The sequence below is a fragment of the Pseudomonas sp. R45(2017) genome (assembly GCF_002112305.1).
GTDB lineage: Bacteria > Pseudomonadota > Gammaproteobacteria > Pseudomonadales > Pseudomonadaceae > Aquipseudomonas > Aquipseudomonas paraglycinae.
In genome coordinates this window covers 1-20,942 of sequence record NZ_NEHH01000003.1, presented here as the reverse complement: position 1 = coordinate 20,942, position 20,942 = coordinate 1, and the positions used below count along the sequence as shown (strand labels likewise).

Sequence of the window (20,942 nt, the reverse complement as noted above, 5' to 3'; positions counted from 1 at the left end):
CGCAGAGCGTGGGAACGATCTAATGCATTGGTGTCGCTCAGGGAATCAGGATGACCTTGTCGCCACTGCCCTGATTCACATCGGCATACCGCGCCAGCCCTTCGGCCAGCGGGGCTTCCACCAGCCCTTGCGGCAGTGGCAGCAGGTCTTCGTCGAAGAACCGGCCAAACTGTTCCAGCATCGCCGCGCAGGCCTCAACGCCATACAGCAACGAGTTGATGCCGACCACCGAACCGCCCTTGCGATACAGCGCCAGCGCCGGCAACTGCACATGCCCATCGACTGGCGCAGCGATGATCGCGATCCGCCCGAACGGTGCCAACGCCGGCACCGACGCTGGCAGCCAGAACCCGGTGGTGTCGAAGATCACATCGGCACCACCGCGATACACGGCGTTGACCTGCGCACCCAGATCCTCGGGTTTATCCAGCTGAATCGTCTGATAACCCTGCGCCTGCAAGTCCTTGACCTGCTCCGGCCGCCGCGCCGCCGCCAGCAACTGCGCGCCGCGCACCTTGGCCAGCGCCAGTGCCGCCGTCGCCACCGCCCCGCCGCCAATCACCAGCAAACGGGTTTCGGCACTGACCAGACTGCGCTCCAGCGCATCCCACGCCGTGGTGTACGGCACGCCGAGGCTGGCGGCCTGGGTGAAACTCAAATGCGAAGGCTTGTGCGCCACGCCATTGGCCGGCAGTTTGACGAACTGTGCGTGGGAGCCATCGGCGAAAAAACCCAGCTCACGCCCGGTGCCCCAGACCTCCTGACCGATCAACCCTTGCGGCCCTTCGACCACCACACCGGCAAAGTCCCGACCGGGAATACGCGGCAGCGTGGTGTACGGGAAACGCCCGAGCACGTTCTTGACGTCGCTGGGATTGAGGCCGGCAGCCCTGATCTGCACCAGCACCTCGTCAGCGTCCGGCACCGGCGTCGGCACCTCGACGAAGCGCAGGGACGACAGGTCGCCGGTTTTATCGAATTGCAGTGCTTTCATGGAAATCTCCACCGAAGGAAAAAGACAGGATTCAGGACAGCCAGCCACTGACCAGTTGCCGGCCCATCGGCCACAACTGCTCGCCCGCCAGCATGCCCAGCAGGCCCACCAGCGCAATGGTCGGCGGCGCCGGAGAACGGACATCCAGCGCGCCATACAGCAGGCCGACACCCAGACCGACGCCCAGTGAAATCAGGTAATTCATGGGATCACTCCGCCACACAAAGGGAATGGGCAAAGTCTAGGGAAAGGCTGCGACCGGCATCGGCCAAGGACTTCTGAATTTCGGCCAAATCAGCCGGCAAGCGGCCCGCTATCGAATTGCGAAGGGGCGACACCCAGCTCCCGGCGGAACATGTCGCTGAAACTGCTCGGCGAATAACCCAGCTCACGGGCAATCGCGCTGACCGGCACACCCTGGATCAACTCCGCCACTGCCGTCGCCAACTGCACCTGCCGCCGCCACTCGGCGAAGCCCATGCCCAACCCTTCCTTGAACAACCGCGCCAGGGTGCGCACGCTGGCCCCGGCGTTTTCGGCATGTTGTTCAAAAGGAATGTCCAGCGACGGCGCGGCCATCACCGCCTGACACAGGCTCATCAGCCGCCGGTCGGCATCGTCAGGCAGCGGGATCTTCAGCTGTGAACGCCTTGCGCGTTTCAGCTCCAGCAGCGCCAGCCCGACCAGTGCCTCGTAGTACTCGGCATCGCCGCTGTCGCCCTGCGCCACCAGCCCGACGATCAACTCACGCAGCAGACCGCCGACCTCGATCACCTGCACCGTCTCATCCAGCGTCGCAGCCAGCGCCGGGCGCAAGTAGATATTGCGCATCTGCAAATCCGACACCACCCGAATCCCGTGTGGCACCCCCGGCGGCAACCACACCGCCCGCTGCGGCGGCACCACCAGCGCCTCGTGCGGGGTCTCGACCCACATCACCCCGCTCATCGCATACAGCAACTGCCCCCACACATGCTCGTGCGGCTCGATAAACAACCCACGCGGATAGGTGCGCGCCAGCGGCTGCACCGGCACATCGGTATCACTCAAATCAGGGGGCGCAGCGAGGGCCATGGCGAGCATTCATCGGGGTTGGTGAGAGCGCCATGGTAACCAGTGCGCCTCGTCCCTTGCCATTGATAGATACCGTCGGACAATCCGAGTGAATTTTCCCGGAGCCCAGCGATCCTTCTATTACCACAGGGAGGAAGATGGGCTTTATGAACAACGCAAAACTGTACGTCATCGATTACACCCTTCACGGCGCGCCAAAGTCGTTCATTATCCGCTCGGACAAAATGGACAACACCGAGGCGTGGCACTGGGCAAGCTGCGACGCAGGGGTCGGCCGCATCCCGCGTTTCGGCCGGGAGAAAGTGCAGAAGACCAGCAAGCCGATGGCAGAAAAATTCGGCGTGGAAAACGTCACATGGCGACCGGCAAGCTAAGCTTGCGCGCAGGCGGGGACTATTTCGGGGGATTACACATGACAACCATCAACAGCCCGGCGCACCTGGACTACGGCCTGGACACCCTCTTTGGCCGCATCACCAAAAGCGTCGACTGCCCGGTTGGCCTGGAACCCGTCGAAAACGACCCCTACCGCTTCGCCCTGCGCGTCCCGGCCCCCTTGCCGGAAGACCTCGAAAAGGCCAAAACCATCGTCGTCAACGTCGAAGGCCGCCGCCTGCAAGGCAACGTCCGCCACACCGAACGCCTGGACGACGACAGCCTGAAACTGGAAGTGGAGCCCGACTAGGCTCCACTTATTCCATACCCGAGATTACTTGGGATGCGCACACTGACACCCCTTGCCCGAACACTCCTCACCACTCTTGTGATGATGCGCACAGGCCTCACAGCAATAATGCTTCCCGTGCGCCACATAAGAATGCTCACCCTCCTTGATCGTGCAACGACATCCCGGACAATCGCATTTTCTATCTGCCATGGAACAGACTCCTTCGGTGGTGGTTGTCTGAGGCCGAAAGAACAAGCCGTGCTACCAGTGTAGAAGGTGAAAAGCACCTAACCACCTAGTCCCCCTACCCCTCCACCACTCAACACGATGAGCGTTAGCTCGAGTACCGCTTTTGATCGCAACGCCCGTCGGCAGGCTGAGTGGAGGGATTGATCCGGGGGTGGGAGCGCAGCGACCGTGCGGCGCAGCCGCATGCATCGAGAGGAGGTGCAGCGAAGCAAACCGTAGGCGATGCCCCCGGATCAATCCCGGAGCGAAGGAACCCGAGCCACAGCGAGGGCCGTACGTCAGGGTAAAGCCTTTTTGGTTACTTTTTCGGCGTTTGGAAAAAGTGACCCGCCGTAAGGGCGGAACCATAAGCAGCCACCCCCGAAGAAACGGATATTCACTCAATCAATCAGCCTGCCGCACGCTACTGCGATACATGAAAACCAGCGCCAACCCGAGACAAACCATCGCCAAAACTCGACTAGAAGACAGCTCAATCGCCGGATTCCCCAACCACCCAAAATTATCAATCAACATCCCCATCCCCAACTGCCCGACAATCACCGCCACCGTCGCCACAGCCGTCCCCACCCGAGGCACCGCCCCCACCATCACCATCATATAAACCACCCCAAACAGCGCCCCGCTCAACTGCCACTTCGGCACCTCCAGCAAACTCACCGCCTGAGCAGGCTCAAAAAACAAAATCAACAACCCCGTAGAAACGGCGCCGACGACAAACGTCAACAAACTGCTGCGCAACACCCCAACGGTCTCCCCCAACCGCCCATTGATCGCCGCCTGCACACTCAACACCGCACCGGCCAACACCACCACCGCCAACAAAATAACCAGACTCATCACTCACCCCCGCGCAATCAAAACCAAAGCCGCCACAATCAACCCCAACGCCAGCCACCGCTCAGCATTGACCTTCTTGCGCGTAGCCCCAAACCACCCGAAATGGTCAATCAACACACTCTTGCCAACCTGCCCCGACAAAATCGCAATCATCGTCATCGCAATCCCGATATGCGGCGTCGCCAGCGTCAACACCACCACATACATCGGCCCCAGAAACCCGCCGATCAACTGCCAGCGCGGCAGATCGGTCAGCGCCGGCCCCTTCTGCGGCCCCGCAAACAGCAACAACAAAAACAGAATCGCCGAGCCCACCCCGAAGATGCTCAAGGTCGCCCACAAATGCCCGACCTGCTCACCCAACGGCCCCAGCAACCCCGCCTCCACCGACAAACCCATGCCAGCCAGAATCACCAGCGGCAACAGCAACAAACGCAAACCGGGCCGCGCTACCGGCGCCGGCGCGGCACTCACTTCATCAAACGACTGCATCTGAAAAACCTCTGAAGGAAACGATGGCGCGGATTATCGGCTGGCGCAGCTGTGCGATAAATGGGAGCATCCGGACAACACTTTTGCGCAAATCGCACAGCAGGACAGACCATGCACGGGCTCAACGAACTGGGATTCAAGGCGCTAAGGCTGTTTGTGGCGGTGCTCGACCACGGCAGTTTTTCCGAAGTCGCCCGCCGCGAGGGCGTGGCGCCCTCCTCGATTTCCCGGCAGATCCAGTTGATGGAGCAAGCGCTGAACCAGCAGCTGCTCTACCGCCACACCCGAGCGGTCACGCCGACCGAAGCCGGGCGCATGCTCGGCCACCACGCGCGGCTGGTACTGGTGCAACTGGAAGAGGCCGAACAGGCGTTGCAGGAACAGCAAAGCGAACCGACCGGCCTGGTGCGGATCAACGCCCCGGTAGTGTTCGGCCAACGTCATCTGACGCCATGGCTCGGCCATTTGTGTGAGCGCTATCCGAAGCTGCAACTGGACATCCAGCAGACCGACCACTATATCGATCCGCTACAGGAAGGCGCCGACCTGCTGTTCCGCATCGGCCCGCTGCACGACTCAAGCATGCAGGCGCGGATCCTCGCGCCGCACCGGTTTCAGGTCGCGGCAAGTCCCGCGTATCTCAAGCGCTTCGGCACGCCACAGCATCCCGAAGACCTCGCCCGCCACCAGTGCCTGGCCTACAAGGGCGCGACCGGCCTGCAGCGCTGGTTCTTCCGGCAGGATCAGGGCGAGTGGACGCCGTATGCAGTCAAGGGTCCGATCACCGGCAACCATGCGGACACGTTGACCCAGGCCGCTGTGCAAGGGCTGGGGCTGGTGATGTTTCCGTCATGGCTGATCGGCGAGGCGGTGCGCGAGGGCACGCTGGTGCCGGTGTTGGGGGATTATCAGGTGTCGAACAGTGTCGAGCCGCAGCAGATTTCGGTGCTGTGGCCGGGGAGCCGGCGGTTGTCGGTGAAGGTGCGGACGGTCATCGACTTTTTTATCGAGTGCTTTGGCGAAGTCCCCTACTGGGACAGGCCCTGAGCTCGCCAAAGTCAAAAGCCGGCCCTCACCCTAGCCCTCTCCCGGAGGGAGAGGGAACCGAACGGGGGATATTCGAGAGATACGCCGACATGAGCGATCGGCTGTGAATCCATAATCGACACGATTTTTCAGGTCGATGTATGACGCAAGACACTGCGGTCAGTCCCCTCTCCCTCCGGGAGAGGGTTAGGGTGAGGGGGCCTTTGGGGGTCAGATCCGGAACTGCCCCACCAACTTCCCAAGCCGCTGCCCCAACTCCGCGAGACTGCGCGAGGTCTGCGCCCCCAACTGTGTCTCATCCGCCACGTTATCCACCGCCACCGCAATCTGGTGCACGCTGCGGTTGATCTCTTCCGCCACAGCCGTCTGCTCTTCAGCGGCACTGGCAATCTGCGCGTTCATCGAGTTGATGGTCGCAATCAGATCCGCCATCGCATCCAGCGACGCCCCCGCCTGATTGGCTTGAGCCGAAGTACCGTCACCCGCCTCGCTGGAACGGCGCATCGCTTCCACCGCCGACTGCGTACCCGCCTGCAAGCGGTCGATCATGCCCTGAATTTCCTGCGTACTGATCTGCGTGCGCGACGCCAGCGCCCGCACCTCGTCCGCCACCACCGCAAAACCGCGCCCGGCCTCACCGGCCCGGGCCGCTTCGATCGCGGCGTTGAGCGCCAGCAGGTTGGTCTGTTCGGCAATCGAACGGATCACCCCGAGCACGCCGACAATCGACGACACGTCCTGCTGCAGGCTGTCGAGGGACACGCCGCTGCTGCGGATGTCGTCCACCAGCGCATGAATCTGCTTGATGCTGCCGGCCACCACGCGCTTGGCGGTCTGGCCCTCTTCGTCGGTCTGCTGCGCGGCGACGGCGGCGTTCTGCGCGCTCTTGGCGACTTCCTGGGCGGCGGCGGACATCTCGTTGATCGCCGTGGCGACCTGATCGGTTTCGTGACGCTGACGTTCCATGGCCTGATCGGAGCGCTGGGCCTGATCCGACACTTGCGTCACCAAGCCAGTCAGTTGCGACGTCATCTCGGTGATCTGCCGCACCAGGCCGTGGATCTTGTCGACGAAACGGTTGAACGAGCCGGCCAGTTCGCCGAGTTCGTCCTGGCTGGTGATGGTCAGGCGCCGGGTCAGGTCACCCTCGCCCGCCGCGATGTCATCGAGGTTGGCTTTCATCAGGGTCAGCGGTCGCAGAATGGTGTTGGCCAGCAGCATCCCCGCCGCCGCGATCACCAGCAGCACCACCACTGCCACACCGACGATGCTCAAGACCACGCCCTGCATGCGTTCCTGCACCTTGGCCTCGACCACCGCCACTTGCGCTTCGATGCCGTCGAGGTTGACCGACGTACCGACCGCCATGTCCCACTTCGCCAGATATTCGGTGTAGCCAAGTTTCGGCACCAGCACTTGCGCGTTGCCCGGCAGCGGCGAGCTGTATTGCAGGTAGTGAGTGCCGTCCTTCGCGACTTTCACCAGGTCGCGGTTGACATAGACGCCGTTCGGGTCGCGGTTGTCCTTGAAGCTTTTGCCCACGCCTTCGGGGTCGTTGGCCTTGAACAGGCGCACGGTCTCGGAGTCGTAGCCGAAGAAGTAGCCGTCCTTGCCGTACTTGATGCTCGACAGCAGCTTGATCACCTGCGCCCGCGCCTCGGCGTCACCGGGAGCGGCGGCGTCGTACAACGGTTTGATGGTGGTCATGGCCACGGCGACGTAACTGGCCAGCGTGGCTTTGGCGTCACCGAGCAGGCGTTCGCGGGTCTGCTGGACTTCATTGCGCGCCTGTTCCTGAAGGATGAACAGCGTGGTCAGGCTGATCACCAGCGCAAAGAGCAGCACCGGAAGGACGGCAAGGGACAGGACTTTAGCCTTGAGACTCAGGCGCATGGGGGCTCACTCTTTTGGTTTTATTGGCGTGGTTAAAGGCTTTAACGGCACGCGTAACCAAAAGTTGAGCTGCAGCTTGAGAACGACACCTCGACGCCGATCGTTCCCACGCTCTGCGTGGGAATGCCTCTTGTGACGCTCTGCGTCACGCTTTGGGACGCGGAGCGTCCCGGGCTGCATTCCCACGCAGAGCGTGGGAACGATCACGGGAGTTAAAGGACCATCGCAGCCACCCAGCCAAACGCCAGCAGCGGCAGGTTGTAGTGCAGGAAGGTCGGAACCACGGTGTCCCAGATGTGGTGATGCTGGCCGTCGATGTTCAGCCCGGAGGTCGGGCCGAGGGTCGAGTCTGACGCGGGCGAACCGGCATCGCCCAAGGCCCCGGCCGTGCCGACGATGCAGACAATGGCAATCGGGCTGAAACCCAGTTGCACGCACAGCGGCACGAAAATCGCCGCCAGAATCGGCACCGTGGAAAACGACGAGCCTATGCCCATGGTCACCAGAAGACCGACCAGCAGCATCAGCAACGCACCGATGCCCTTGCTGTGGTTGATCCACGACGCCGAAGACTCGACCAGCGTCTGCACCTCGCCAGTGGCCTTCATCACTTCGGCGAATCCGGAAGCGGCGATCATGATGAAGCCGATCATCGCCATCATCTTCATGCCTTCGGTAAACAGGTCATCCGTCTCGCGCCATTTGACGATGCCCGACGCCGAAAAGATCAGGAAACCGGCCAGCGCCCCGATAATCATCGAATCCAGCAGCAACTGAATAATGAAGGCTGCGGCAATGGCGACACCGGCGATCAACAGACTGCGCGGGTTGTACTGCACTGCCACCTGCTCGACCTGCTCGATTTTTCCCAGGTCGTATACGCGCTTCTTGCGGTAACTGATAAAGGCGATGCCCAGCCCCACCAGCATGCCCAGCGCCGGAATCCCCATGGCATGGGTGACGTTGATCCCGCTGATGTCCACGCCACTGCGGGCAACGTTGGCCAGCAGGATCTCGTTGAGGAAAATGTTGCCGAAGCCAACCGGCAGGAACATGTACGGCGTGATCAGGCCGAAGGTCATGACGCAGGCGATCAACCGGCGGTCCAGTTGCAGCTTGGTCAGTAAATAGAGAAGCGGCGGCACCAGCAGCGGAATGAACGCAATGTGAATCGGCAGGATGTTCTGCGACGCGATCGCCACCACCCACAGCAGGCCGATCAGCAGCCATTTGACGCTGCCGCCACCGGTCGCATGCTGGCGGTCGACCATCGCCAGAGCCTTGTCGGCCAGCGCGTGGGCCAGACCGGACTTGGCAATCGCCACGGCGAAAGCGCCGAGCAACGCGTAGGACAACGCCACCGTCGCCCCGCCACCCAGGCCACTGTTGAAGGCCTTGAGCGTGGCGTCGATGCCCAGACCACCGGTCAGGCCACCGACCAGCGCACCGACGATCAACGCGATCACCACATGCACCCGGGACAGGCTGAGGATCAGCATGACGCCGACCGCAGCAATCACTGCATTCATTTCACTACCTCGAAAACACGACGGTAAAGCCATTCACCGCCAGACAGGATGAGTCCGGCCGACAAGCCACGAGGGTCGCCAGCGGATTTGCATAGAGGGTCTTATTAGAAGGGCGCGCACTGTGCCGCAGCGCGGGCGCAGTGTCAAAGCGACTGGTCGCAACACTGTGTAACTTTCCATGATCAATCCGCTGAACAAGGCATATCCGCCACAACATGCGTCAATTCGCCCTATTGCATTTACGCCATAAAGAAAGCCGAAACGCGGCCGTTACAGTGCAAAGTCTCAGATATTTATCGAATAAGGACGTTTCCATGTCACTCAGACAACTTTCCATCCAATGGAAAATCACCCTGCTCGCCGGGCTCTGCCTGGCCGGTATCGTGACCCTGTTGGTGGGTCTTTCGCTGTATCGCATGGAGCACAGTTCCGAACTGGTGAAAGCTTCGAGCATGGAAATGCTCACCGAATCGGCTCAGGCTCGCATCGAATCCCAGGGCGAGGTCCAGGCCGCCGGCATTCGCCAGCAGTTCATGGACGCCTATCAATATGGCCACGGTTTCTCGCGTCAGGTGCTGTTCCTGCGCGAACAGGCCGAGAAGCGCTTCCTCGATGCCTTCGACCTGCGCGAAGACATGACTCGTCAGGTGAAATCGGCGCTGCAGGCCAATCCGGATCTGCTCGGCCTGTCGCTGGTGTTCGAAGCCAACGCGCTGGACGGCAAGGACGAGCTGTTTGCCGGCCAGGCTGAACTGGGCAGCAACGACAAGGGCCGTTTCGCCTTGTACTGGTCGCAGCCGACCCCGGGCAAGGTGACCTCGATGGCCCTGCCGGAAAGCGACATGACCGACACCAGCACCGGCCCCAGCGGCCAGGCCGCCAACGCCTGGTTCACCTGCCCGCGCACCACGCTCAAGCCGTGCGTGATCGAACCCTACTTCTATGTGATCGACGGGCAAAAGGTGCTGATGACCAGCATCGTGTTCCCGCTGATGGTCAACGGCAAAGTCATCGCGTCGCTGTCGGTGGATATCAACCTCAACAGCCTGCAAGCGATCAGCCAGAGCGCCAGCAAGAAGCTCTACGACGGCCAGACCGCCGTGAGCATCATCAGCCCCGCCGGCCTGCTCGCCGGTTACAGCCCGGATGCCAATAAACTCAGCCAGCGCCTGGATGCCGTGGACACCACCAGCGGCGCCGAGCTGCTGCGCCTGCTCGCTTCGAGCCACACCGTCAGCAGCCTGCACAGCAACGCGCAACTGAAAGTGCTGTCGCCGTTCCAGCCGATTCCCGGCGGCCCGTCGTGGGGCGTGCTGCTCGATGTGCCGGAGAAAGTGCTGGTCAGCCGCGCCGAAGCGCTCAAGCAGCAACTGGATGCCAGCAACACCTCGGGCACCCTCATCGAACTGAGCCTGGGCGTGCTCGCCGCGCTGATCGGCCTGCTGCTGGTGTGGCTGATGGCCCGCAGCGTGACCAAACCGATCCTCGGCGTGGCCCATATGCTGGAAGACATCGCCAGCGGCGAAGGCGACCTGACCCGCCGTCTGGCCTACGACAAGAAGGATGAACTCGGTCAACTGGCCGGCTGGTTCAACCGCTTCCTCGACAAGCTGCAACCGATCATCGCCGAGGTGAAACGCTCGGTGCAGGATGCGCGCAACACCGCCGATCAGTCTTCGGCCATCGCCACTCAGACCAGCGCCGGCATGGAGCAGCAATACCGTCAGGTCGATCAGGTGGCCACCGCGTCCCACGAAATGAGCGCCACCGCTCAGGACGTGGCCCGCAGCGCGGCACAAGCCGCCGAAGCGGCCAAGGATGCCGACCGCGCCACCCGTCAGGGCCTGACCGTGATCGACCGCACCACCGCCAGCATCGACACCCTCGCCGCCGACATGAGCGCAGCGATGGTGCAGGTCGAAGGCCTGGCCGCCAACAGCGAGAAAATCGGCACCGTGCTGGAAACCATCCGCGCCATCGCCGAACAGACCAACCTGCTGGCCCTGAACGCCGCCATCGAAGCCGCCCGCGCCGGTGAAGCCGGACGCGGTTTTGCGGTGGTCGCCGACGAAGTGCGCAACCTCGCCCGCCGCACTCAGGAATCGGTGGAAGAAACCCGTCAGGTGATCGAGCAATTGCAGAACGGCACCCAGGACGTGGTCGGCTCGATGGGCAACAGCCATCGTCAGGCCCAGGGCAGCGTCGAACAGGTCGGCCAGGCCGTGACCGCGCTGCGCCAGATCGGCGATGCGGTGACGGTGATCAGCGACATGAACCTGCAGATCGCCAGCGCTGCCGAAGAGCAGAGCGCGGTGGCCGAGGAGATCAACAACAACGTGGCGACGATTCGTGATGTGACGGAGTCGCTCTCGGGACAGGCGAATGAATCGGCGCGGGTGAGTCAGTCGCTCAATAGCCTGGCGAATCAGCAGCAGAGTTTGATGGATCAGTTTCGGGTTTGACTCGGGATTGCTGAAGATCAAGAGCTTACCCCCTCACCCCAGCCCTCTCCCCCAAGGGGGCGAGGGGGAAAGGGAGCAGATCTCCGTTGCTATCGGAGCCTGAGTACACCTCGATATATCAAGTCGGTGAGACTCGAACATCCACCTCGGTCAGTCCCCTCTCCCTCCGGGAGAGGGTTAGGCGGGCGGCGTTCCGATGAGGGGGCTCTTGAAGCTCACCGCCGAGGCAACTGAATCTCCACCTTCAACCCACCCCACTCACTTTCACCCAACACCAAAACCCCACCCCAAGTCTCGACAATATCCCGCACAATCCCAAGCCCCAACCCATGCCCATGGGTCTGCTCATCCAGCCGCGTCCCACGGCTGAACACCTGAGCCCGCTGCGCCTCGGGAATCCCCGGCCCGTCATCCTCCACGCTCAGCACAAAACCTTCGGCCGTTTCGACCACGCTCAGCCGCACCTCGGCATCCGCCCACTTGCAGGCGTTGTCCAGCAGGTTGCCGAGCAGTTCCAGCAGATCCTCACGATCCCACGGCAATTGCAGGCCCCGCGGGGCCACATAACTCAGCTCCAGGTGCTCGCCATGGATCATGTTCAACGTCGACAGCAGCCCCGGTAGCTCGGCGTCGCAATCGAACAGCGCTCCCGGCAACGCATCGCCAGAGAGCCGCGCACGGTTGAGCTCGCGGTTCAGCCGTTGCTGAACCTGCTCCAGTTGTTCCTTGAGAATCTTGCGCAGTTCCGGATGCGCGTCGAGCCTTTCACTCGACGCCAGACTGAGCAGCACCGCCAACGGGGTTTTCAGCGCGTGCCCGAGATTGCCCAGGGCATTGCGCGAGCGCTTGAGGCTGTCTTCGGTGTGCGCCAGCAAATGGTTGATCTGCGCCACCAGCGGCTCCAGTTCCGCCGGTACTTGTTCATCGAGTTGTGAACGCTGGCCCTGCTGCAACTGGGCGATCTGTTCACGAGCCTTTTCCAGCGGACGCAACGCGCGGCGCACGGTCAGGCGTTGCAGCAACAGAATCAGCAGCAACCCGGCCAGCCCGAGGCCGAGACCGATCTGGCGCATGCGCTGGAAGCTCTCGCGCACCGGCGTGTAATCCTGGGCCACGCTGATGGAAATCGACTGGCCGAGCCGTCGATAGTCCGAACGCAGCACCAGCAATTGCTGGCCGTCCGGCCCCAGTTGCAGGTTGCTGTGCAGGCCGGAGCGTTCGAGCAGCGGCAGATCCTGATCCCACAACGAGCGGGAGCGCCAATGGCTGTCGGCGAAATCGATGCGGAAGTAATGCCCGGAAAACGGTCGCTGGTAGGCCGGCGACAAGTGCCGCTCATCCAGCTGCAAGCCTTGCGGGCCGCGAACCAGCGCCACCAGCAGGCTCTCGCTGTCGTTACGCAAGCCGGCTTCGAGATAGCGCTGCAATCCGACTTCGAACAACCACAGACTGGTTTGCGCCAGCAGCACGCCGACGACCACCAGCACACTGATCAACCCCAGGCTCAAGCGGCGCTGGATCGATCTCACGAAGCCTGTCCGCCAAACAGATAACCCTGACCGCGGCGGGTTTCGATCACACTTTTGCCGAGCTTGCGCCGCAGGTGATTGACGTGAACTTCAAGCACGTTGGAATCGCGCTCGGTCTCGCCGTCATAGAGGTGTTCAGCGAGGTGGCTCTTGGAGAGGATCTGCTCCGGGTGCAGCATGAAGTAGCGCAACAGACGGAATTCGGCGGCGGTCAGCTGAATGTCGGCACCGTCGCGCACGACACACTGACGGCCCTCGTCCAGGTGCAGACCGGCGGCCTTGAGCGTCGGCTGGTTGGCCTGGCCCTTGGAACGGCGCAGCAGCGACTGGATGCGCAAATACAGTTCTTCCGGGTGGAAAGGTTTGGTCAGGTAATCGTCGGCACCGGCCTTCAGGCCTTCGATGCGCTCGGCCCAGGAGTCGCGGGCGGTGAGGATCAGCACCGGAATCGTCAGACCGCCCGCGCGCCATTGCGCCAGCACTTCAAGCCCCGGCACGCCGGGCAGACCGAGGTCGAGGACGATCAGGTCGTAGGGCTCGCTGCTGCCCTGATAGACCGCATCGCGTCCGTCCGCCAGCCAGTCCACCGCGTAGCCCTGACGTTGCAGGCCGGCCAGCAGTTCGTCGGCCAGCGGTACGTGGTCTTCCACCAGAAGCAAGCGCATCGGTCAATCTTCCTTGTCTTTCACGAGTTCACCGGTGTCGGCCTTCAGGTGCAGCTCACGGGCCACACCTTCGACGGTCAGCAACTCGACTTCATAAATGTAGACGTCGTGTTTTTCTTCCAGCTCGACTTCCAGCAGTTTCGCGCCGGGATAACGATCCATCGCCTGCTGCAGCACTTGCTCCAGCGGCAGGATCACGCCCTGCTTGCGCAGATTGAGGGCTTCGTCGGGCCCCAGGTCGCGGGCCATCGCCGTCGAGCAAAACATCACCAGCGCCAATGCCGTACGGCGGGTGGCGCGAACATTCACCTTCATTACGTATCCTGATGATCCTTGAGCACTTGCCCGCTCACCGCATCCAGTTCCAGATCCCATTCCAGCCCCTGCGGATCACGCAGTTCGATCTGGTAGATGTACTTGCCGTACTGTTCTTCCAGCTCGGTGTCGGTGATCGTCGAACCCGGGTGTTTGGCCAGCGCGGTGGCGTTGAGCTTCTCGAAGGAGACGATAGTACCAGCGTCGCGCAGGCGCAGGGCTTCATCCGGGCCGAGATCGCGGGCGTGAACGGTGCTGGCGGCGAGGCCGATGATCGAGGCGAGGGTCAGGGCAGTCAGGGTTTTCATGGTGTCTCCGTATTTTTATGTGTCGCTACGGTCGGCACCTTAACGGTGCGAACTTAACTGAAACTGAATGGCCATCATTGGGCCTGCTCCTGCAGCCACGGCAACATGTGCTTATAATCTTTCGCTTGCTAACGATCGAGACCGGTATGACCGCCATTCACATCAAGTTCCCTGCCCTCACCCTCAAGGCCGGCCCCAAGGCCATGGCGCGTATTCGTGCCCAAGGCCTGAGCGCCGCCGACGTCGGCACCCTGCCCGGTGCTGCCGGTGGGCCGAAGGCGCTGGGGATTCAGGGGCTGGATCTGGCGCTGTTCGGCGAGTGGCTGCCGGCGGCGCCGCGCGAGCGTTCGCTGATCGGTGCGTCGGTGGGTTCCTGGCGCTTCGCCAGCGCTTGTCTGCCGGACGCCGCCGAAGGCATCCGCCGCCTCGGTCATCTGTACACCGAGCAGAACTTCAACAAAGGCGTGACCATCGGCGACGTCAGCCGCAGTTCGCAACGCATGCTCGATGACCTGCTCGACGGTCGCGATGCCAGCCTTCTGACCAACGCCCATTACCGCCTGAACATCATGGTGGTCAAAAGCCACGGCGGGCTGGCGGACGACCATCGCGGCCGGCTCGGGCTGGCGCTGGGCTCGGTGATCGCCGACAACCTGCGGGGCCGGGCGCGGCTGTCGCGGCACTTCGAACGGCTGATCATCCACGACCCGCGCCTGGCGCCGCCGGTGCATGCGTTGAATGACTTCCCGTCGCGCTTCGTCGCCCTCGATGCCGGCAACCTGCGTCAGGCACTGCTGGCCTCCGGTTCGATCCCGATGGTCATGGAAGGCGTGCGCGACCTGCCGGGCGCTGGTGCCGGCACGTTCCGCGACGGTGGTCTGCTCGACTATCACCTCGACCTGCCTTACAGCGGCGACGACATCGTGTTGTATCCGCACTTCACCGACCGGGTGATTCCGGGCTGGTTCGACAAGACCCTGCCGTGGCGCAAAGCTTCGGTCGAGCGCTTGCAGGACGTGCTGTTGCTCGCGCCGTCGAAGGAATACCTGGCGCGCCTGCCCTACGGCAAACTCCCCGACCGTAACGACTTCAAGCGCTTCATGGGCGATGCGCCGAGCCGGCAGAAATACTGGCGCGCGGCGATGGATGAGAGCCGACGGCTGGGCGACGAATTCCTTGAACTGACTGCCAACGGTCGCCTCGCCGAGCGCTTGCTGACCCTTTAGTCAGCACAGCCGGGAACAAGCTGATAAACTCGCCGCCTGCCCGAATTCGCTGCGGCGAACGCCATCTGAACAGAGCTGAAATCACTGTGGAAATCTTCAAGGAATTTACGTTCGAATCCGCCCACCGCCTGCCCCACGTACCGGACGGCCACAAGTGCGGACGCCTGCACGGTCACTCGTTCAAAGTGGCGATTCATCTGAGCGGCGACCTCGATCCGCACACCGGCTGGATCCGTGATTTCTCCGAGATCAAAGCGATTTTCAAGCCGTTGTACGAGCGTCTGGACCACAACTACCTCAACGACATTCCGGGCCTCGAGAACCCGACCAGCGAAGTGCTGGCCAAATTCATCTGGAATGAATTGAAGCCCCTGCTGCCGGAACTCAGTGCGATCCGCATCCACGAGACCTGCACCAGCGGTTGCATCTATCGCGGCGAGTAATTCCCGCGACACAAAAAAACCACCGAGACCGGTGGTTTTTTTACGCCTATGCTTTTTGGCTCGAACCCGCCAAGAGGACAGGCCCATGAGGGACTGGCTGCTGGATCAGGTCTTTGATTTCAACGGGCGACAGATTCGCCACGGGGTGCGCGGCGACGGCCCGCCGCTGGTGTTCGTGCACGGCACGCCCTTCTCGTCTTACGTGTGGCACCGCATCGCGCCGCACTTTTTCGCCACGCATCGGGTGCATTACTTCGATTTGCTGGGCTACGGGCAGTCCGAGCAACCGGACGCCGATGTATCCCTCGGTGTGCAGAACGAATTGCTCGTTCAGTTGCTCGATCACTGGAATCTGCAACGCCCGGACGTGGTCGCCCACGACTTCGGCGGCGCCACCGTGCTGCGCGCGCACCTGCTCAACGGCAAGGATTACCGCAGCCTGACCCTGATCGACCCGGTGGCGCTGACACCCTGGGGTTCGCCGTTCGTGCAGCACGTGCGCCAGCATGAGGCGGCGTTCAGCGGCCTGCCGGATTACATCCAGCGCGCCATCGTCCCGACCTATATTCGCGGGGCGATCCAGCGGGATATTCCCGACGATGAACTGGCGCCCTACGTCCAGCCGTGGCTAGGCGATCCGGGGCAAGCGGCGTTCTACCGGCAGATCGCGCAGATGGACCAGCGCTACACGCTGGAGGCGCAGCCGCTGTACCCGACGATCCGTTGCCCGGTGCAGATTCTCTGGGGCGAAGAGGATCAGTGGATCCCCATCGAACGCGGGCGTGAGTTGCACAAGATGATTCCAGGATCGCAATTTCATCCGGTCCCGAATGCCGGGCATCTGGTGCAGGAAGATGCGCCTGAAGCCATAGTCGCCGCGCTGCTGCGGTTCCTCTGATCCAATCCCGTGACTCTGTGGGAACAGCTGCTCCCACATGGTTCGGTGCGGCGCCCGATGCACTGCTTTCGCGCCGATCATCCGTGCCTCGTCTATAAATACTCGCAACATCGCGTTTGGCACGACCGCTGCAACCTCTTCGCGTCCTCCCCTTTCCAGCAAGGAACGCCCCATGACGCAAAACGATCCCGGCAACGATTACCCCCTCAGTGAAGTGCCGATGCACGCGCGCAAAGGCCTGGCCTCCACGGCGATGGTGCTGCTGGGCTTCACCTTCTTCACCGCAACCATGTTTGCCGGCGGCAAGCTCGGCGTGGCGTTCAACTTCGGCGAAATGCTCGCCGTCATCATCATCGGCAACCTGCTGCTCGGCGTGTACGCCGCAGGCCTGGGTTACATCGCCTTCAAAAGCGGGCTGAATTCGGTGCTGATGGGGCGCTTCTGTTTTGGCGAAGTCGGCAGCAAGCTCAGCGACCTGATCCTCGGCTTCACCCAGATCGGCTGGTACGCCTGGGGCACCGCGACGGCGGCGGTGGTGCTCGGCAAGTATTTCGATTTGAACGAAGCCACGGTGCTGGGGCTGATGGTGCTGTTCGGTCTGGTGTTCTGCGCCACGGCGTATGTCGGTTATCGCGGGCTGGAGATTCTGTCGTACATCGCGGTGCCGGCGATGATGTTGCTGCTGATGCTGTCGATGTGGGTCGCGACCGTGAAAGTCGGCGGCCTCGACGGTTTGCTCAGCGTCGTGCCCAGCGGTTCGCTGGACTGGTCGACCGCCATCACGCTGGTATTCGGTACCTTCGTCAGCGGCGCGACCCAGGCCACCAATTGGACGCGTTTTTCCCGTTCGGCACGGGTCGCGGTGCTGGCCAGTCTGATCGGTTTTTTCATCGGCAACGGCCTGATGGTGCTGATCGGTGCCTATGGTGCGATCGTCTATCAACAGCCCGACGTGGTCGAAGTGCTGCTGTTGCAGGGCTTCGCCATGGCGGCGATGGCGATGCTGTTGCTGAACATCTGGAGTACCCAGGACAACACCATCTACAACTTCGCCGTCGCCGGCTGCAACCTGCTGCGCACCGGTCGCCGCAAGACCGTGACCCTGGCCGGCGCCGTGATCGGCACCGCGCTCGCGTTGCTGGGCATGTACGACATGCTGGTGCCTTATCTGATCCTGCTCGGCACGGTGATCCCGCCGATTGGCGGCGTGATCATGGCGGACTTTTTCTTCCGCTGGCGCGGGCGTTATCCGCGACTGGCCGACGCACGGTTACCGGCGTTCAACTGGCCGGGGCTTGCGGCCTACGCAGCCGGGACGGTCGCGGCGTTCGGCTCGCCGTGGGTCGCGCCGCTGGTCGGCATCGCCGTTGCCGCGTTAACGTATATCGCAGTGACCGGCCTGCTCGGCGCCCGCAACGCGGCCGCCCCTCTACAAGATCTATAAAAGGATTCGCCCGATGCACATCATCAACGCCCGACTGCGCAACCAGGAAGGTCTGCACGAATTGCACCTCGAAGACGGCCTGATCCGCAGCATCGCGCGCCAGACCGAAGCGCCGACCCTGGGCCCCGACGACCTCGACGCCGGCGGCAACCTGGTGGTGCCGCCCTTCGTCGAGCCGCACATTCACCTCGACGCCACCCTGACCGCCGGCGAGCCGCGCTGGAACATGAGCGGCACGCTGTTCGAAGGCATCGAGTGCTGGGGCGAGCGCAAGGTCACCATCACCCAGGAAGACACCAAGACCCGGGCGAAGAAAACCATTCAGACCCTCGCCGCCCACGGCATCCAGCACGTGCGCACCCACGTCGACGTCACCGATCCGCAACTCACCGCGCTCAAGGCGATGCTCGAAGTGCGTGAGGAAAGCCGTCACCTGATCGACCTGCAAATCGTCGCGTTTCCTCAGGAAGGCATCGAGTCGTTCCGCAACGGGCGCGAGCTGATGGAAGAAGCAATCCGCATGGGCGCTGACGTGGTCGGCGGGATCCCGCATTTCGAGTACACCCGTGACCAGGGCGTCAGCTCGGTGAAGTTCCTGATGGACCTCGCCGAGCGCACCGGTTGTCTGGTGGATGTGCACTGCGACGAAACCGACGATCCGCATTCGCGCTTCCTCGAAGTGCTGGCCGAAGAGGCCCGCAGCCGCGACATGGGCGCCCTCGTGACCGCCAGCCACACCACGGCGATGGGCTCCTACGACAACGCCTACTGCGCCAAACTGTTCCGCCTGCTCGGGCATTCGGGGATCAGTTTTGTCTCCTGCCCGACCGAAAGCATTCACCTGCAAGGTCGCTTCGACAACTTCCCGAAACGCCGGGGCGTGACCCGCGTCAACGAACTGCTTGAAGCGGGCATGAACGTCTGCTTTGGTCAGGATTCGATCGTCGATCCGTGGTATCCGCTGGGCAACGGCAACATCCTGCGGGTCCTCGAAGCCGGGCTGCACATCTGCCACATGCTCGGTTACCGCAACCTGCAAAGCGCGCTGGATCTGGTCACCGACAACAGCGCCAAGGCCATGCACCTTGGCGAACGCTATGGCCTGGAACAGGGCCGCCCGGCAAACCTGCTGATCCTGTCGGCGGACAGCGACTACGAAGTGATCCGCAGCCAGGGCCTGCCGCTGTATTCGATCCGCAACGGCAAGGTGTTGATGAAGCGGCAGATGCCGGTGGTGGAGTTCGTGGAGGGTTGAGTGGCGGTTATTGCTCGCGCCGGTTTTATCGCGAATCGAAAGAGCCAGCCTGTCAGATCTGACAGGCGACAACCGCCTCGAACCGGCTCACAGTAAAGCCCAAGGGATCCATCGTTCCCGGGGGGACGATCATGAAAGGGACTTCACTTTTCTGTCGTGTGCGCCGTGCCGAACAGGCGCACTCGCAGCAGTTCTCCGTCGCGCTCCTCCAGCAGGATCGGCGCGGTTCCGCCGGGCATCACCACCTGCACCTCTCCCGCTGACACCCAGCCCACCCGCCACGCCGCACTCGCCACCGCACTGGCGCTGGTGCCGGATGAGGCGGTCGGGCCTTCGCCCCGTTCGAACACCCGCGCCACAATGCGTTGATCGCCAGCACGTATCGCCCATTGCAGGTTTACCCCGGCCGGGCACGGCTGGCCGGCGCCGGTGGGCACGGCGAAGGCGATGGCGGTCAGACTGTCCGCCAGCGGCGACTCAAGCATCTGTTCGTTGCTCGGCAATGCCGCCTCGTCCTCCAGCAGCGTCACGCAGTGCGGATTGCCGATTCTCACGAACTGACTGTGTGCCCAGCCGGGATCGAGTTGCGCCAACGGTCGAACACGGCTGATTTCCACACCATTGAACGACACCGGTTCAACGCCGAGCGCACTGACGGCTGCCGGGCCGAATCCGGGTTGCCCGAGATCCAGCCAGAAGCCCTGCACGCCCGCGACCTCAGCCGGCTTGACCGAGATCGGCACGGGCGACTGCGCATCCTGTTTGTCGTGATGCACCTGCAACGATGCGCCCTGCTCTGGCATCAGCCCCTGCTCAAGCAGTGCCTGAGAAAAAATCGTCAGACCGTTGCCGCTGCGCTCGGCCAGCGTGCCGTCGGTGTTGACGATCAGCAGATCAAAGGGTGCCGAGGACTGAAACGGGCCGATCAGCAAGCCATCGCTGCGATGATGTTTGGCACCGGCGGGCCGGATTGCGTCAGGCCATTGGCAGAATGTCGCGATGGCCTGCTCGCTCCAGATGGCTCTGGATGACGCCGCCTCTTGTGCGTTGGCCGGCAGGTCGATGCCCGCCTCTCGCACCTGTAGGGGTGAAACCACGCCGTAGATATTGCCGCGCGCATCGTAAAACTTTGCCATCTCGTTTCCTGCGTTCAGGTTGCGGTTTGCGCTCCACTGTATCGCCTGACGTGATCGACAATCACGTGGAAATATCAGCAAAAGTGATATCACTTTGCCAAGAAACATCTCGTAGCAACTTCGAACAGGCCTTATGAACCGCGGCTTTCAGGGCATGTGCGCAACTTTTTGCGCAACTTTAAGCCTTTATGATCCGACTCGGTTCTGGATCAGGCTTTCGCCGAGGTTAGAACTTTCAGGAGATTCAGTTTCACCTCAAGGAGCGTCAAATGTTCAGTCCAGCCAACGAAACGCACTTCAGCCTGACCGTTGAGGACTACGTTTGCGACCTGCAAGTGCTGTCGTTCACCGGCACCGAAGGCATCAGCCAGCCGTTTCGTTTCGACCTGGAACTGGTCAGCGAAAACCCGGATCTGGACCTGGAAAAACTCCTGCACAAACAGGCGTTCCTCGCCCTCGATCCGCAGGGCTCGGGC

The 20,942-nt window shown here is 62.4% G+C and carries 21 protein-coding genes and 4 pseudogenes; 11 read left to right on the top strand and 14 right to left on the bottom strand.

The genetic code is table 11. The annotated features are described in order from the left end of the window. Window positions 1-37: 37 nt before the first annotated feature. From CAF74_RS07265 to CAF74_RS07255, 3 genes are all read right to left on the bottom strand, one after another. Window positions 38-994 (bottom strand): zinc-binding alcohol dehydrogenase family protein, encoded by a 957-nt coding sequence (locus CAF74_RS07265; RefSeq protein WP_085745876.1) that lies wholly within the window; start codon window positions 992-994, stop codon window positions 38-40. A 31-nt stretch (window positions 995-1,025) separates the two neighbouring features. Then, window positions 1,026-1,199 carry a DUF1427 family protein gene (locus CAF74_RS07260; RefSeq protein WP_007958996.1) on the bottom strand — a complete coding sequence of 58 codons (174 nt, stop codon included), beginning with the start codon at window positions 1,197-1,199 and terminating at the stop codon, window positions 1,026-1,028. 89 nt (window positions 1,200-1,288) lie between these two features. Further along, entirely contained in the window at window positions 1,289-2,077 is a 789-nt protein-coding gene (locus CAF74_RS07255; protein WP_085745875.1) for a helix-turn-helix domain-containing protein, read from the bottom strand. Between the two features lie 137 nt (window positions 2,078-2,214). Here CAF74_RS07255 and CAF74_RS07250 point away from each other — a divergent pair, with 137 nt between their 5' ends. Both CAF74_RS07250 and CAF74_RS07245 read left to right on the top strand, forming a co-directional pair. Then, the gene (locus tag CAF74_RS07250) at window positions 2,215-2,442 is read left to right on the top strand and encodes a DUF6555 family protein (RefSeq protein ID WP_011335095.1); all 228 of its coding nucleotides are present in this window, start codon (window positions 2,215-2,217) and stop codon (window positions 2,440-2,442) included. A gap of 38 nt (window positions 2,443-2,480) precedes the next feature. Next, window positions 2,481-2,753 carry a hypothetical protein gene (locus CAF74_RS07245; RefSeq protein ID WP_085745874.1) on the top strand — a complete coding sequence of 91 codons (273 nt, stop codon included), beginning with the start codon at window positions 2,481-2,483 and terminating at the stop codon, window positions 2,751-2,753. Between the two features lie 24 nt (window positions 2,754-2,777). Here CAF74_RS07245 and CAF74_RS07240 read toward each other — a convergent pair whose 3' ends face one another. The 3 genes from CAF74_RS07240 to CAF74_RS07230 all read right to left on the bottom strand — a co-directional run bounded on the left by CAF74_RS07240 (window position 2,778) and on the right by CAF74_RS07230 (window position 4,316). After that, window positions 2,778-2,945 carry a metallothionein gene (locus tag CAF74_RS07240; protein ID WP_074689145.1) on the bottom strand — a complete coding sequence of 56 codons (168 nt, stop codon included), beginning with the start codon at window positions 2,943-2,945 and terminating at the stop codon, window positions 2,778-2,780. A 423-nt stretch (window positions 2,946-3,368) separates the two neighbouring features. Further along, a complete protein-coding gene (locus tag CAF74_RS07235; RefSeq protein ID WP_085686889.1) occupies window positions 3,369-3,824 on the bottom strand; it encodes a DMT family transporter in 456 nt (151 codons plus the stop codon). A gap of 3 nt (window positions 3,825-3,827) precedes the next feature. Then, window positions 3,828-4,316, bottom strand: coding sequence for a DMT family transporter (locus CAF74_RS07230; protein ID WP_039770247.1), 489 nt, complete (start codon window positions 4,314-4,316; stop codon window positions 3,828-3,830). A 111-nt stretch (window positions 4,317-4,427) separates the two neighbouring features. On the opposite strand from CAF74_RS07230, the gene CAF74_RS07225 reads away from it, so the two are divergent. Beyond that, entirely contained in the window at window positions 4,428-5,363 is a 936-nt protein-coding gene (locus tag CAF74_RS07225) for a LysR family transcriptional regulator (RefSeq protein ID WP_085745873.1), read from the top strand. A 210-nt stretch (window positions 5,364-5,573) separates the two neighbouring features. Here the strand turns inward: CAF74_RS07225 and CAF74_RS29620 are convergent. From CAF74_RS29620 to CAF74_RS07215, 3 genes and pseudogenes are all read right to left on the bottom strand, one after another. Beyond that, a pseudogene (locus tag CAF74_RS29620) lies at window positions 5,574-6,167 on the bottom strand (methyl-accepting chemotaxis protein); the annotation flags it as partial. 312 nt (window positions 6,168-6,479) lie between these two features. After that, a pseudogene (locus CAF74_RS29615) lies at window positions 6,480-7,256 on the bottom strand (cache domain-containing protein); the annotation flags it as partial. A 212-nt stretch (window positions 7,257-7,468) separates the two neighbouring features. Next, a complete protein-coding gene (locus tag CAF74_RS07215) occupies window positions 7,469-8,785 on the bottom strand; it encodes a Na+/H+ antiporter family protein (protein ID WP_085745872.1) in 1,317 nt (438 codons plus the stop codon). A gap of 215 nt (window positions 8,786-9,000) precedes the next feature. Here CAF74_RS07215 and CAF74_RS29610 point away from each other — a divergent pair. Both CAF74_RS29610 and CAF74_RS29605 read left to right on the top strand, forming a co-directional pair. Beyond that, window positions 9,001-10,389 (top strand): annotated as a pseudogene (locus tag CAF74_RS29610) (HAMP domain-containing protein); the annotation flags it as partial. 102 nt (window positions 10,390-10,491) lie between these two features. Next, window positions 10,492-11,247: a methyl-accepting chemotaxis protein gene (locus CAF74_RS29605; protein WP_371807414.1), complete on the top strand. Its 756-nt coding sequence runs from the start codon at window positions 10,492-10,494 to the stop codon at window positions 11,245-11,247. A 215-nt stretch (window positions 11,248-11,462) separates the two neighbouring features. On the opposite strand, the gene CAF74_RS07205 is transcribed toward CAF74_RS29605, so the two are convergent. From CAF74_RS07205 to CAF74_RS07190, 4 genes are read right to left on the bottom strand one after another with little or no spacing between them, the layout of a single operon-like run. Next, a complete protein-coding gene (locus tag CAF74_RS07205) occupies window positions 11,463-12,776 on the bottom strand; it encodes a sensor histidine kinase (protein ID WP_085745870.1) in 1,314 nt (437 codons plus the stop codon). Then, window positions 12,773-13,441, bottom strand: coding sequence for a response regulator transcription factor (locus CAF74_RS07200; protein ID WP_011335105.1), 669 nt, complete (start codon window positions 13,439-13,441; stop codon window positions 12,773-12,775). The genes CAF74_RS07205 and CAF74_RS07200 overlap by 4 nt, the downstream gene beginning before the upstream one ends. A gap of 3 nt (window positions 13,442-13,444) precedes the next feature. Continuing rightward, window positions 13,445-13,756: a PepSY domain-containing protein gene (locus CAF74_RS07195; protein WP_039770259.1), complete on the bottom strand. Its 312-nt coding sequence runs from the start codon at window positions 13,754-13,756 to the stop codon at window positions 13,445-13,447. After that, the gene (locus CAF74_RS07190; RefSeq protein ID WP_011335107.1) at window positions 13,756-14,064 is read right to left on the bottom strand and encodes a PepSY domain-containing protein; all 309 of its coding nucleotides are present in this window, start codon (window positions 14,062-14,064) and stop codon (window positions 13,756-13,758) included. Before CAF74_RS07190 ends, CAF74_RS07195 begins: the two co-directional genes overlap by 1 nt. Window positions 14,065-14,210: 146 nt before the next feature. On the opposite strand from CAF74_RS07190, the gene CAF74_RS07185 reads away from it, so the two are divergent. The 5 genes from CAF74_RS07185 (at window position 14,211) to codA (ending at window position 19,330) form a co-directional block, all read left to right on the top strand. Next, entirely contained in the window at window positions 14,211-15,290 is a 1,080-nt protein-coding gene (locus tag CAF74_RS07185) for a patatin-like phospholipase family protein (protein ID WP_085745869.1), read from the top strand. Between the two features lie 86 nt (window positions 15,291-15,376). Next, a complete protein-coding gene (gene queD / locus CAF74_RS07180) occupies window positions 15,377-15,733 on the top strand; it encodes a 6-carboxytetrahydropterin synthase QueD (protein ID WP_007955941.1) in 357 nt (118 codons plus the stop codon). Between the two features lie 85 nt (window positions 15,734-15,818). Then, window positions 15,819-16,631 carry an alpha/beta fold hydrolase gene (locus CAF74_RS07175; RefSeq protein ID WP_085745868.1) on the top strand — a complete coding sequence of 271 codons (813 nt, stop codon included), beginning with the start codon at window positions 15,819-15,821 and terminating at the stop codon, window positions 16,629-16,631. 172 nt (window positions 16,632-16,803) lie between these two features. Then, the gene (codB, locus tag CAF74_RS07170) at window positions 16,804-18,075 is read left to right on the top strand and encodes a cytosine permease (RefSeq protein WP_085745867.1); all 1,272 of its coding nucleotides are present in this window, start codon (window positions 16,804-16,806) and stop codon (window positions 18,073-18,075) included. Window positions 18,076-18,088: 13 nt separating this feature from the next. Further along, entirely contained in the window at window positions 18,089-19,330 is a 1,242-nt protein-coding gene (gene codA / locus CAF74_RS07165; RefSeq protein WP_085745866.1) for a cytosine deaminase, read from the top strand. Window positions 19,331-19,473: 143 nt separating this feature from the next. On the opposite strand, the gene CAF74_RS07160 is transcribed toward codA, so the two are convergent. Then, a complete protein-coding gene (locus tag CAF74_RS07160) occupies window positions 19,474-20,466 on the bottom strand; it encodes a diaminopimelate epimerase (RefSeq protein ID WP_085745865.1) in 993 nt (330 codons plus the stop codon). A gap of 269 nt (window positions 20,467-20,735) precedes the next feature. On the opposite strand from CAF74_RS07160, the pseudogene CAF74_RS07155 reads away from it, so the two are divergent. Next, window positions 20,736-20,942 (top strand): annotated as a pseudogene (locus CAF74_RS07155) (type VI secretion system tip protein VgrG); the annotation flags it as partial.